Source organism: Streptomyces sp. NBC_00005 (assembly GCF_045160215.1).
Classification (GTDB): Bacteria; Actinomycetota; Actinomycetes; order Streptomycetales; family Streptomycetaceae; genus Streptomyces.
Map to the genome: position 1 here is coordinate 4,038,837 of NZ_CP108316.1, position 12,129 is coordinate 4,050,965.

A 12,129-nucleotide genomic window follows, 5' to 3' on the forward strand; every position below is an offset into this window, starting at 1 on the left:
CAACCGTGGGAGATCCGCACCCAAAACTCCACGCCTCCGATCTGACCCGTACCTTCGGCCGCCCGCCCCGCACCGTCGACGCCCTCGGTCCCCTCGATCTCACCGTCGCCTCCGGCGAGTTCGTCTGCCTGGTCGGCCCGTCGGGCTGCGGCAAGTCGACGCTCCTGCGCATCGCCGCGGGCCTGCTCCGCCCGAGCACCGGCACCCTGGAGATCCGCACGTCGAGCGCCCGCCCCGCCGCCATGATCTTCCAGGACTACGGCATCTACGACTGGAAGTCGGTGCGCGCCAACGTCCGCTTCGGCCTGGACGTCCAGCGCGTCCCGCGCCGCGAGGCGAACGCGCGCGCCGACGCGTGGCTGGCCCGTATGGGCCTCGCCGACTTCGCCGACGCCTACCCGGCGACCCTCTCGGGCGGCATGCGCCAGCGCGTCGCGATCGCCCGCGCACTGGCCGTGGAACCCGAACTCCTCCTGATGGACGAGCCGTTCGCCGCGCTCGACGCCCAACTCCGCACGATCCTCCAGGACGAGCTCCTGGACCTGACCCAGTCCACGCGCACCACCACGCTCTTCATCACCCACAGCCTGGAGGAGGCGATCGTCCTCGGCGACCGCGTCCTGGTGATGTCCGCCCGCCCGGGCCGGATCATCGCCGAACACGTGCCGCCGTTCCCGCGCCCACGCACCGGCGACGTCCGCACCACCGCCGAGTTCACGGCCCTCAAGAGCGAGCTGTGGGACCTGCTGCGGAAGGAGGCTGCACCCGCATGACGACGATCGCCCCGAGCAAGGAATCGACCCTGGTACGCCGCCCGGGCCCGGAAGAACTCCACCCCGTGAGCGCCCACCGCCGCCGTCGCGCCCTGGAACTGTCCCTGGCGGCGGCCGTCCCCCTCCTCCTGGTCCTGCTCTGGCAACTGGCCGCCACCCAGGCCTGGATCGACGACCGCGTCTACCCGGCCCCGTCCACGATCCTCGCCGACGGCTGGGACCGCGCCGCGGCAGGCGACCTGTGGCCGGACGTGTGGGCGACGCTCAAGCGCGTCCTGGCCGGCTACGTGCTCGGCACGGCGGCGGGCTATGTCCTGGGCCTCCTGATGGGCTCACTGCCCCTGGTCCGAGCGGCCTTCGAACCCCTCCTGGACGCCCTCTACGTCGTTCCGAAACTGGCCCTGCTCCCGATCTTCCTGAACATGTTCGGCCTGGGCGAGGGCCCGCAGGTGGCCCTGGTGGCGACCACGGTCTTCTTCTTCGTCTGGATCTCCACGATGTCGGCGGTGGTCGCCATCCCGTCCGGCCACCGCGACGCGGGCCGGGTCTTCGGCGCCTCGCCCTGGCAGATGTTCCGGCACGTGCTCCTGCCCGCCTCCCTCCCCTCCGTCCTGGTGGGCGCGCGGATCGCGGCGGGCGTGGCAGTCCTGGTGATCGTCGCCTCGGAACAGATCGCCGCGGCGAACGGCCTGGGGCATCTGATCTTCGACTCACGCGCGCTGTTCCAGAACGACGTGATGTTCGTCGGCATCGTCTGCGTGGCCGTTCTCGGGGTGCTGTTCTCTGAACTGGTGCGCCTGATGGGCCGGTTGCTCACCCCGTGGGCGCCGAAGGACAGGGGAAGGGGACAGTCATGAGAAGGCGCACCTACGGCGCCGCGGTCGTCGCCGTCGCCGCGCTGCTCACGTCGGCGGCCTGCTCGTCCTCGCCGTACTCGGACGACGCCGGGGCGAAGGCGGGAGCGGGAGACCGCACGATCCGCCCGGTCGAAGGCTGCGGCAAGTCGTCCTGGACGGACCCGGCCGACCTCTCGCCGACCCGCACACCGGCCCGCTGCGAGCCGCTCGCCCCTTCCGCGGACCCCCTCCCCAAGACGCGGAAGGTGACGATCGCGACGGGAACACTGAGCGCCGAGTACGTCGCACCGCTCGAAGTCGCCCTGGACAAGGGCGAGTTCAAGGCGGAGGGCCTGGACGTCACGCTCAAGGTGCTGCCCACCCCGGACGCGCTCCCCCTGCTGGCCAAGGGCGACATAGACGCGCTCTGGGCGGCCCCGGAGGCGGCCGTCATGAACGGCATCAAGGGCGGCTTCGACATCAAATGGGTCGCGGGCAACTTCTCGCCCGACCCCAAGTCGAAGAGCGGTCTGTGGGCGCGGCTGAAGAAGGACGAGACGGCGACGCAGGTCCCGATGGCCGGCCGCACGCTCGGCACGATGATCGGCAAGGGCTCGGTGATCGCGTACCCCATGCAGAAGGCCCTCGCCCGGCACGGCGGCGGCCTGGACAAGATCCAGTACCGCCAGCTGGGCTCGGCGGACGTTCTCACGGCCCTGCAGAACGGCGGCGTCGACTCGGCCTGGCTGCTCGACCCGATCTGGCGCAAGGTCGACGGCAAGGCGGGATACGCCTTCCTCGGCGGCCAACCGCTGGGCGAGCCACTGGGCGGACTGCTCTACGGCCGCACGCTGCTGCACGACGACGTGGATGCGGGGGTGGCCCTGCTGAGGGCGTACATCCGGACGGTGAACACGTACTTCGCGTCGGACTACAAGACGGATGCGACCTTCGTCACCTATCTGTCGAAACTCCTGAAGATCGACAAGTCGATTCTCCGGGCCACCCCGTCCCTCCGCATGGACTGGGAGATCCGCAAGGGCACCACGACCCGCCTCCAGTCCGCCTACCGCGCCCAGGGCGCCACCCAGGGAGTCGCACTCCCGGAGTCCAAGACGGTGGACCGAGCCCTCTACGAGGAGGCGGTGGGCCACACCCCATAGATCTCCGGCCCCGAACGCACCGAGGGCCGGAATCCATTTCTGGATTCCGGCCCTCGGCCTTCAGTAGCGGGGACAGGATTTGAACCTGCGACCTCTGGGTTATGAGCCCAGCGAGCTACCGAGCTGCTCCACCCCGCGGCGATGAACGCAACGTTACGTCAGCGACGAGGACAAAGGCAAATCGCTTACGACCAGCATCTCTGCGGCTTCTTCACCACGGCCGATCTTTCAGCCCGTCCGGCGTTTGAGGACGAGGCCGTTCAGGACGAAGGGGGGTCTGGGGGCACAGCCCCCGGGCGGGTGCGGCCCCCAGGCGGGTGCAGCCGAGCACAGGGCAACCCACAACCGCCGCAGCTCAGCGCAGCGTCACGCCGAAAGCTCCTGCCGCAACGCGTCCCGCAACCGAGCCGCCCGCTCAGAAACCTCCGCCGGCCCCAGAGAGACCGCCCGGTCCGCCCACCGCTGCCCCTCCGCCAGCTCGCCCCGACGCGCGTAGACCAGGGCCAGCCGCAACGCCGCCCGCCCGTGCCCCGCGTCGGCGGCCCGCGTCCACCACACCGCCGCCTCGGGCTCGCTCCCCTCGCGAGCCAGCAGCAGCCCGAGGTTGAAGGCGCCGTTGCGGGACCCGGCTTCCGCGGCCACCCGGTACCACCGGGCCGCCTCCACGACGTCCCCCCGCGCCGCGGCCATCATCCCGACGCGCACCTGCGCCCGCCGGTGCCCCTGGGAGGCCGCCCGCTCGTACCACTCCTCGCACTCGGTCTTCTCGTGCACCGCCTCGCCCAGCTCGTGCGCGGGCTCCGGCGGCCGCCGAGCGTCGAGCACGGTCGCCAGCCGGTAGGCGGCCTCCGCGCTCCCGCCCCCGGCCGCACAGCGCAGATGCCGCTCCGCCGCCCGCTCGTCACCGTCCCGCAGCCGCGCCATCCCGACCTGCAGCGCCGCCTCCGTGTGCCCGGCGGCCGCGGCACGCTCGTACCAGCGCAGCGCTACGGCGTCCTCACTCCGTCCGGCGTGCAGGATCCCCAGGTTGAACGCGGCGTCCACGCTTCCCGCCTCGGCGGCCTTGGAGAACCACGGCTCGGCACCCGTGGCGTCGCCGCCCTGCAGCAGCAGGATCGCCAGCGCGTTCGCCGCCTCGCGGTGCCCGGCGTACGCGGCCCGCCGGTACCACTGCTCGGCCTGCCCGGTCCGCCCCTGCTCGGCGCAGAGCAGCCCGAGGTTGTACGCGCCGTTGTCGTCGCCGGCGTCCATCGCCGCCCGGTACCAGCGCTCCGCGGTCTGCGTCTCGCCTCGCTCGGCGTGCAGCGCGCCCAGCGCGTTGGCCGCGTTGCCGTCCCCGTCCTGGGCGGCCCTGAGCCACCACACGGCGGCGCTCTCGGTGTCCCCGGCGTCGCGCAGCAGGAAGCCGAGCGCGCAGGCGGCCCGCGCCTCACCGTCCTTGGCGGACGTCAGATACCAGCGCCCGGCCTCCCGGAGCTCACCGCGCTTCTCCAGGATCGCGCCGAGGTGCAGCGCGGCCCGCCGGTGCCCGCGCGCGGCCGCCTGCCGGTAGAACTGCTCGGCCTGCTCCAGCAGCGCGACACCGTTGTCAGTCCCGCTCTCGCCCTCGCTCACGGCCTTGCGATCAAGCGCACGCGCCAGCCGGTACGCCGCCTCCCGGTGCCCCCGCTCGGCCGCGGCCCGCATCCAGTCCTCGGCCCCGGCGCCCCCGCGGTGCTCCAGCAGGTCGGCGAGCGCATAGGCGCCCAGGGCGTGCCCCTGCTCGGCGGACTGCCGCAGCCAGTACTCGGCGGCGGGCTCGTCCCCGCGCTCACGGTGGTGGCGCCCCAGCGCATGGGCGGCCGCCGCGGACCCGGCAACGGCGGCGATGCGCCACCAGCCGGCGGCCTCGTCGGCGTATCCGCGCTGATGGAGAAGGACCCCGAGGTTGTTGGCGGCGGCGCGGTCTCCCGCGGCGGTGGCAGCACGCAGATGGGCCTCGGCTCCGTCGAGATCACCGCGGCGCAGCAGCATGGCCCCGAGGACACTCATCGCCTCGACGTCGCCGGCTTCCGCGGCGAGCCGCTGACGAACTTCCTCGACGGCCTCCTCAGCCACCTCCCCGGCTTCGTCCGGTTCGGGAGGCTGCACAAATCGCCCTGTCTCGAACAGAGTTGCCTTGTCCCCCATAACGTCCATCGTCGCACCACCTGCAACCTGGGTACACCTGGTATACCGCAGCCAGTGAGGTCACTTCAGCGTTTTGTCGACATGCCCACAGAGAGACAAGTCAAACACAGTTCTCCCAACTCCCCACGGCGGCACGGCCATCCCCCGGGTCGGCACATGCGTTCGCACATCACGAAGGCCCGGATCCTGATGGATCCGGGCCTTCGAATTGAGTAGCGGGGACAGGATTTGAACCTGCGACCTCTGGGTTATGAGCCCAGCGAGCTACCGAGCTGCTCCACCCCGCGTCGTTGTTCGGCAACCGTACCACGACGCGGGCGGCCTTGATCAGCAGCAGTCCTGCTAGCCGCTGGGGCTGCTGCTCGGACTGGGACTGCTACTGCTCTTGTCGCTGCTGCCACCACTCGTCTTGTCGGCCTTGGACTGCGCCGCCTCGGCCCTCTTGAGCGCGTCCTCGAGGTCCTTCTGCGCCTCGCCGTACGCCTGCCAGTCGTTCTTCTTGAGGGCTTCCTGGCCGGCGTCGAAGGCCTTCTGGGCGTCGTTCAGCGCCTCTTGGACCGTCGGGTTGCTGGACGTCGGTGGCTTGGTCGTCCCCTCGTCCGGCGGTGGTGTGGTCGAACTCTCCGCTCCGAAGACCTTGTTGAGGGCCTCGCCGAGGGTGTTCTCGAAGGCGGTCTTGTCGCCGTAGCTGACCAACACCTTCCGCAGCAGCGGGTACTTGAGTCCACCACCGCGTACGTAGACCGGCTCCACGTACAGCAGTCCCCCGTCGAGTGGGACGGTCAGCAGGTTGCCGTACTCGATGTCGGAGTCGCCGCCCTTCAGCAGCTTGATCGACTCGGCGATGTCCTGTTCGGAGTTGAACTGGCTCTGGACCTGTTTGGGCCCGTCGACCGTCGTACTCGTCGGCAGTTTCAGGATTCTGATCTTGCCGTAGTCAGTGGTGCCCGCCTCGGCGTCGACCGTCATGAACGCACTGAGGTTGTCCCGGCCGTTGGGCGTGAAGGTCGTCGTCAGTGAGAACGCCTGCGCCGACTGGTCGGGCATCTTCATGCTCAGGTAGTACGGCGGCACCGCGTTGCCCGACTTGTTGGTCGGGTCGTCCGGCACCTGCCACACCTCGCTGCCGCTGAGGAAGGTCGTCGGGTTGGTGACGTGGTAGCGGGTCAGCAGCTCGCGCTGGACCTTGAACAGGTCCTGCGGGTACCGCAGATGGTCCATCAGCGACTGGGAGATGGCGGTCTTCGGCTTCACCGTGCCGGGGAAGGCCTTCATCCAGGTCTTCAGGACCGGGTCCTGGGTGTCCCACTGGTAGAGCTTGACCTGACCGGTGTACGCGTCGACGGTCGCCTTCACCGAGTTGCGGATGTAGTTGACCTGGTTCTGCTGGGCCACCACCGCGCGCGAGTTGTTGGTCGCGGTCAGCGAGTCGGCCGTCGTGTCACCGAGGGTCGTACGGGAGGCGTACGGGTATCCGTTGGTCGTCGTGTAGGCGTCGACGATCCACTGGATACGGTGGTTGACCACGGCCGGGTACGCGTCGCCGTCGATGGTCAGCCAGGGCGCCACCGCCTCGACGCGCTCCTTGGGAGTGCGGTTGTACAGGATGCGCGAACCCTCGCCGATCGCACCGGAGTAGAGGATCTGCGGCTCGTTGAACGCCACCGCGTAGGCGGCCCGGTTGACCGGGTTGGCGAGGTTGACGCCGCTCTTGCCCGTGTAGCTGGTGGTCTTCTCACCGCTGTCGTCGGAGTAGTCGATCTCCTTCTGGGGACCGCCGACGATCGAGTAGGTGGTGGTCTTCTCGCCGTAGTAGATCTGCTGCTCGTACGTCCCCAGGTCGCCCCGGGAGGGCAGGTCGGACTCGGTGAAGACGGGCTGGCCGTTGGCGTCGGCCGCGGTCCCCTTGGCGGCGACCACGCCGTAGCCGTGGGTGTAGCGGAAGTGGTCGTTGATCCAGTTGTTCTTCGGAATGCCGTTGAGGTTCAGCTCACGCAGACCGATGACCGTGTCTTGATCCCCGCCGTTCTTGCCGTCCTTGCTGTACCGGTCGACGTCCAGGTTGGTCGGGAACGCGTAGTAGTTCCTGATCTGCTGGAGCTGCTGGAACGTGGGCGAGACGATGTTCGGGTCCAGGATGCGGATGCTCGCCGTGGAGTCGACGTCGTCGCGCAGCTTGCTCTTGTCCTTGGTGGTGCTCGTCCCCGAGTAGTCACTGACCTTGGTGTCGTCGATGCCGTAGGCCTCGCGCGTCGCCTTGAGGTTCTTCTGGACGTACGGCGCTTCCTTGGCCTGCTCGTTGGGCTGGACCTGGAACTTCTGGACGATCGCCGGGTACAGCCCGCCGATCAGGATCGCCGAGAGCACCATCAGGCCGAAGCCGATCACGGGCAGCTGCCAGGTGCGCCGCCACAGGGTGGCGAAGAACAGCAGTGCGCAGATGACGGCGATGCAGAACAGGATCGTCTTCGCCGGCAGGTAGGCGTTCGCGTCGACGTACCTGAGACCGGTCCAGTCGTCCGTCGCCTTGAAGTCGCTGGACTTCACCGCGAGGCCGTACCGGTCGAGCCAGTACGCGACCGCCTTCAGGGCGACGAAGAGGCCGAGCAGCACCGACAGATGACCCGTCGCGGCGCCGGTGGCACGCGCGCCCGGGGAGGTGATCCTGAGCCCGCCGTACAGGTAGTGGGTGAGCGCGGCGGCGATCAGGGACAGGATCGCGGCGGCGAAGCCGAAGCCCAGCAGGAAGCGGTACCAGGGCAGGTCGAACGCGTAGAACGAGACGTCGAGGTGGAACTGGGGGTCCTTCTGGTGGAAGGGCACGCCGTTGACCCACATCAGCCAGGTGCGCCACTGGCTGGACGCCGAGGCACCGGCGATCAGGCCCACCAGGGCGGTGATCCCGAGCAGCAGCCAGGTCTTGTACGGCGCGATGCCCATCCGGTAGCGGTCGAGGCTCTGCTGCTCCATCGACATGGCGCTCAGCGGTGGCCGCAGCCGGTGCGCCAGCCAGATGTTGAAGCCGACCGCGAGGGCCATCAGCAGGCCGAAGACGAAGAACAGTCCGATCTTGGTCCACAGGGTGGTGGTGAAGACGGACGAGTAGTTCACCGAGCGGTACCAGAGCCAGTCCGTCCAGAAGCCCGCGAACATGGTGAACGCCATGCCGAGCACGGCAAGGACGCCCAGTGTCATGAGCAGGGTCCGGACACGCCGCGACGGGCGGCCCACTCTGATCCGCGGCCCCGTCGGGCCTCCGCCGCGGTCCGGCATCTGGAAAGCCAAGGTGCGCACCTCGAAGTTCGCTGTCGGTTCGTCAGGTCCGCGTGTTCGTGGACCTTCCGTGGCCCCCCGTGATCGTGGGCCCACACCTATGCAACTTACTCACCGTTTACTCGGTTCCCGATTCCGGCCATGAACGAGGCAGGATTGTGACCATGTCCAACACTCCCATGGCAGCGAGCCCGCTCACCCGGGCCGTACTCGAGATCGACGAGTACGCCTCCGGCCTCGGCTGGGACCAGCCCGCCCGCCTCTTCGCCCTCGTAGACACCGCTCGGCTGCGGTCGCAGGAACCGGCCCTCGCGGCCCAGCTCGGCCTGCAGGACGAGCCCGAGACCAGCGGTCTCACCCCGATCGAGCAGGAGGAGATCCCGGCGGGCAAGCCGCTGGACGAGTTCCTCGCCACGATCGCCTGGCCCGACGCGGTGGCCGGCTGCGCGCTGACGGTGGAGCGGATGATGCTGCCGCCGTCCGCCGAGGCCCAGGTTCCCGAGGGGCTGAGCGAGGCCAAGCTGGCGAAGTGGGTTGCGGACCATCCGGACCGTCAGGAGGTCCGGATGACCGTGGCGGTGCTGCGCGACGGCGCCCGTGACTCGGCCGTGCGCCTGCGCGAGAAGGACGCCCCGACGGAGGTCCTCACGGGTGCCGGCCTGGTGCCGGGCCTGGCGGAGGCGCTGTCGGCGACCTTCGAGGAGTAGGCCTGCGCAGCCCTTCGGGCTACTTGGCCGTGCACTTCGGCAGGTCGGACGTCTTGCCGGTGCGGATGTCCTTCAGCGCGCCGAGGGCGTCGTCGATGGTGTTCACCTTGACCAGGGTGAGCCCACTGGGGGTGTCCTTGGCGGCGGCCGCGCAGTTCTCGGCCGGCGTCAGGAAGTACTGGGCGCCCTTGCCGCGCGCGCCCACCGTCTTCATCTCGATGCCACCGATCGGGCCGACCTTGCCCTTGTCGTCGATCGTCCCGGTGCCGGCCACGAACTTGCCGCCCGTCAGGTCGCCCGGCGTGAGCTTGTCGTAGATGCCGAGCGAGAACATCAGACCGGCGCTCGGCCCGCCGACGTCGGCGAGCTTGATGTCGATGGTGAACGGGAACGTGTGATCCGTCCCCGCGGAGATCCCGACGATGGCGCGCTTCGCGCCGCTGTCGTCGGAGGTGGTGGTCGTGATCGTGATGTTCTGGGTCTTGGTCGCCGTCGTGTTCTTCTTCTCGGCGGCGGCCTGTTCCTTGGCGGGGATGATCGTGAAGACGACGTCCTGGCCGGGCTTGTGCTTGGTCACGAGCTTGGCGACATCGGTCGGCTGCTTCACGGTCGTGCCGTCGACGGCCTTGATCACGTCACCGGCGTGCAGCTTGCCCTCGGCCGGGGAGTCCTTGACCACAGTGGAGACGATCACCCAGGTCTTCACCGGGACATCGAGCTCCTTGAGGGCGGCGACCTTGGCGCTCTCCTGGGACTGGCTGAACTCCTCGGCGTTCTCCTGGGTCGACTGCTCCTCGGTCTTGCCGTCCGGGTAGAGCGTGTTGTGCGGCACGATCTTGCTGTCGTGGGCGAGCCATCCGTAGACGGCCTCGACGAGGTTCATCTTGTAGTCGGCGCTGGTGACCCGCACGGTGGTCATGTTCAGGTGCCCACTGGCCGCGTACGTCTTGCGTCCGGAGATCTGCAGCACCGGCTCGCCGTCGTGGTCCCCGAGCGTGTTCACCGTCGGTCCCGGGGACATCTCCGAGTACGGCACGGGGATGAACACTCCCGCGCACAGAAGCGCGATCAGCATCAGGGTGGAGGCGAGCATCGTCGCGGTGCGGCGTGGCATGCCACGACATTACGGGACGCTGCTGTCAGCGCACCGTCAGCCCCGCCTCTGTCATGTCACGCACCGGAATGGGGCTTCTCCATGGCCTCACGGAAGCGGGCGTACCCGGTGAGCTCGGGCCCGTCGCCGCGCGCCTTGTGGGTCCGGTTGGCCCAACTGCCCCACAGACCGGCACCGATCGCCGCGCAGAGCGGAATCAACAACCACAGGAGCGCACCCATGCCGACCTCCCAACCCCAGTGAGCAACCGCGAGAACTGACTGATCAGCACATTAACCAGCCGCACTGACAACGCTCACGGCAGGTGTGCGGTTACGCAACCCGAGGGGCGCGCAGGGGTATCAGCAGGCCCCCACCCACTCCTCAGTGCCGTCGGAGAAGGTCTGGTGCTTCCAGATGGGCACTTCGTGCTTCAGATCGTCGATCAGCTTCCGGCAGGCCTCGAAAGCCTCGCCCCGATGCGGACACGACACGGCGACGACGACCGCGAGATCCCCGACGTCCAGGTCACCGATCCGGTGAACGGCGGCCAGAGCGCGCACCGGGTACTGGGCGACGACCTTCTCGGCGATCCGCCGCATCTCGGCCTCGGCACTGGGGTGGCACGAATAGCCGAGCCGGTCGACATCGGTGCCCCCGTCGTGGTTCCGCACGGTCCCCACGAACAGCGCGGTCCCCCCGGCGGCGTCGTCCCCCACGGCCTTGAAGACCTCGTCCAAGGAGAGCGCGGTCTCACGGATCGCGATCAGCTTGACGGGATCCTGTGCGGCCAGCTCGCCGGGGTGGTCGTTGGTGGGTGCCATGCCCCCATCGTGCCGCACGCCACTGACGACGCGGAATAGATGTTTCACCCGGCACGCGCGCGTGCGGCTTTGGAGTCTCCTACAGGGCTCGTACGGGGCTCGTGAGGGGCACGCCCTCAGATCCCACGGGGCTCGTGAAGGGCACGCCCTCAGATCCGGCGCCGTGCCTTCCGTGCGCGTCGCACCACGGCCGCCGCACCCAGCAGAGCCACCGTCGCTCCCGCGGCACCGGCCGCGGTCGCGTCCTTGCGGCCCAGCCGCCGGCCGGCGACCGTGTGCCTCCCGGAGACCTCCTCCAGAAGCTCCGCGAGCACTTCCTCGTTGGTCCACTGCGGCCGCCATCCCGCGTCGTGCAGCCGGCTTCCGCTCACCACCCACGGGTACATCGTGTACGCCAGGTCCCCGGCCGGAGACGGCGTCAGCCCGATCCGGTGCAGCCGGGCCGCCGCGCCCAGAGCGACCGCCGAAGGCAGCTCCATCCGCCGGATCCCGCTGAGCTCCTCGACCTCCTCCTGCTCCAGCCAGCCGTCGCAGCCGACGGCGAGCTCGCCCTCGACCTTCTCCAGGACGGCGTACTCCAGAGCGCTGCACAGGTCCTCGACGTGGCAGAACTGCCAGGCGGGCCGCGAACCGGCGACGACGAGCAGCCGGGGCGACTCGAAGTACCTGGTCAGCGCGGTGTCCGTGCCTCCCACGAGCACTGCGGGGCGCACGACGCTGACGTTGAGTCCCGGGTGCGCCCGCGGTGCGCGCCGCGCGAGCCGCTCGATCTCCAGCAGATCGCCCACGCCGGTGGCCTCGGCCGTGGCCCGCAGCTCGGCGTCCTCGGACAGCGGCAGCTCGTTGTCCGGCAGCGCCCCGTACACCATGGCGGACGTACACAGCACGACCCGGTGGATCCCGGCCGCGGCGGCGGCGGTCAGTACGGTCTGCGTCCCCCGTACGTTGTAGGCCGTACGGGCGGCGGGGTCGGTCTCCAGATCAAGATCGAGCGCCAGGTGCACCACCACGTCCGCGCCCCGCAGCTTCTCCGCGATGGCCGGATCCCGCACGTCCAGAATGTGCCACTGTGCCGCCGCGCACTCGCCGCGCCGCTCGTCGATGGCGATGACCTGCTTGATCTCGTCCGAGGTGACGAGCCGCTCGGTGAGCAGGGCGCCGATGCCGGACGCGGCGCCGGTGACCGCGACGACGGGCCCGCGTGCCACGGGAGGGGTTGACTCGTTTCGCGCTGCGCGAACCTGCGGATCTGGGGAACTCACCGGGCGTCTCCAGCGGTTGTCTTCAGTAA

Annotated in this window: 10 protein-coding genes and 2 tRNA genes; 4 read left to right on the forward strand and 8 right to left on the reverse strand. The window is 69.5% G+C overall.

Annotation, left to right across the window (positions count from 1 at the left end):
* Positions 1 to 5 precede the first annotated feature (5 nt).
* The 3 genes from OG303_RS18450 to OG303_RS18460 are packed head-to-tail and all read left to right on the forward strand — an operon-like array spanning position 6 to position 2,772.
* Entirely contained in the window at positions 6 to 773 is a 768-nt protein-coding gene (locus tag OG303_RS18450) for an ABC transporter ATP-binding protein (protein WP_405869495.1), read from the forward strand.
* Positions 770 to 1,630 carry an ABC transporter permease gene (locus tag OG303_RS18455; RefSeq protein WP_405869496.1) on the forward strand — a complete coding sequence of 287 codons (861 nt, stop codon included), beginning with the start codon at positions 770 to 772 and terminating at the stop codon, positions 1,628 to 1,630. The genes OG303_RS18450 and OG303_RS18455 overlap by 4 nt, the downstream gene beginning before the upstream one ends.
* Positions 1,627 to 2,772 (forward strand): ABC transporter substrate-binding protein, encoded by a 1,146-nt coding sequence (locus OG303_RS18460; RefSeq protein WP_405869497.1) that lies wholly within the window; start codon positions 1,627 to 1,629, stop codon positions 2,770 to 2,772. The genes OG303_RS18455 and OG303_RS18460 overlap by 4 nt, the downstream gene beginning before the upstream one ends.
* Positions 2,773 to 2,836: 64 nt before the next feature.
* On the opposite strand, the gene OG303_RS18465 is transcribed toward OG303_RS18460, so the two are convergent.
* The 4 genes from OG303_RS18465 to OG303_RS18480 form a co-directional block, all read right to left on the reverse strand.
* A tRNA-Met gene (locus OG303_RS18465) sits at positions 2,837 to 2,910 on the reverse strand.
* Between the two features lie 228 nt (positions 2,911 to 3,138).
* Complete coding sequence (locus OG303_RS18470) at positions 3,139 to 4,950, reverse strand: tetratricopeptide repeat protein (RefSeq protein ID WP_405869498.1); 1,812 nt, start codon at positions 4,948 to 4,950, stop codon at positions 3,139 to 3,141.
* Positions 4,951 to 5,154: 204 nt separating this feature from the next.
* Positions 5,155 to 5,228: transfer RNA gene (locus tag OG303_RS18475), tRNA-Met, on the reverse strand.
* Between the two features lie 55 nt (positions 5,229 to 5,283).
* Positions 5,284 to 8,214: a UPF0182 family protein gene (locus OG303_RS18480; RefSeq protein WP_405877336.1), complete on the reverse strand. Its 2,931-nt coding sequence runs from the start codon at positions 8,212 to 8,214 to the stop codon at positions 5,284 to 5,286.
* Positions 8,215 to 8,378: 164 nt separating this feature from the next.
* Between OG303_RS18480 and OG303_RS18485 the strand changes: the two genes are divergently transcribed.
* Entirely contained in the window at positions 8,379 to 8,921 is a 543-nt protein-coding gene (locus OG303_RS18485) for a PPA1309 family protein (protein WP_405869499.1), read from the forward strand.
* 19 nt (positions 8,922 to 8,940) lie between these two features.
* Here the strand turns inward: OG303_RS18485 and OG303_RS18490 are convergent, their stop codons facing one another.
* From OG303_RS18490 to OG303_RS18505, 4 genes are all read right to left on the reverse strand, one after another.
* On the reverse strand, positions 8,941 to 10,035 hold the full coding sequence (locus OG303_RS18490; protein WP_405869500.1) for a PDZ domain-containing protein: 1,095 nt from the start codon (positions 10,033 to 10,035) through the stop codon (positions 8,941 to 8,943).
* A gap of 56 nt (positions 10,036 to 10,091) precedes the next feature.
* Positions 10,092 to 10,256, reverse strand: coding sequence for a hypothetical protein (locus OG303_RS18495; protein WP_405869501.1), 165 nt, complete (start codon positions 10,254 to 10,256; stop codon positions 10,092 to 10,094).
* A gap of 120 nt (positions 10,257 to 10,376) precedes the next feature.
* Positions 10,377 to 10,838, reverse strand: a complete 462-nt coding sequence (locus OG303_RS18500; RefSeq protein ID WP_405869502.1) for a molybdenum cofactor biosynthesis protein MoaE — start codon at positions 10,836 to 10,838, stop codon at positions 10,377 to 10,379.
* 149 nt (positions 10,839 to 10,987) lie between these two features.
* Positions 10,988 to 12,100, reverse strand: a complete 1,113-nt coding sequence (locus tag OG303_RS18505) for an SDR family oxidoreductase (RefSeq protein ID WP_405869503.1) — start codon at positions 12,098 to 12,100, stop codon at positions 10,988 to 10,990.
* Between the last annotated feature and the right edge of the window lie 29 nt (positions 12,101 to 12,129).

Bases quoted from the DNA above. Each gene is read 5' to 3' on its own strand.
- OG303_RS18500 (WP_405869502.1), bottom strand. From the start codon at position 10,838: ATGGCACCCACCAACGACCACCCCGGCGAGCTGGCCGCACAGGATCCC.
- OG303_RS18455 (WP_405869496.1), top strand. From the start codon at position 770: ATGACGACGATCGCCCCGAGCAAGGAATCGACCCTGGTACGCCGCCCG.
- OG303_RS18490 (WP_405869500.1), bottom strand. From the start codon at position 10,035: ATGCCACGCCGCACCGCGACGATGCTCGCCTCCACCCTGATGCTGATC.
- OG303_RS18495 (WP_405869501.1), bottom strand. From the start codon at position 10,256: ATGGGTGCGCTCCTGTGGTTGTTGATTCCGCTCTGCGCGGCGATCGGT.
- OG303_RS18485 (WP_405869499.1), top strand. From the start codon at position 8,379: ATGTCCAACACTCCCATGGCAGCGAGCCCGCTCACCCGGGCCGTACTC.
- OG303_RS18460 (WP_405869497.1), top strand. From the start codon at position 1,627: ATGAGAAGGCGCACCTACGGCGCCGCGGTCGTCGCCGTCGCCGCGCTG.
- OG303_RS18470 (WP_405869498.1), bottom strand. From the start codon at position 4,950: ATGGACGTTATGGGGGACAAGGCAACTCTGTTCGAGACAGGGCGATTT.
- OG303_RS18480 (WP_405877336.1), bottom strand. From the start codon at position 8,214: ATGCCGGACCGCGGCGGAGGCCCGACGGGGCCGCGGATCAGAGTGGGC.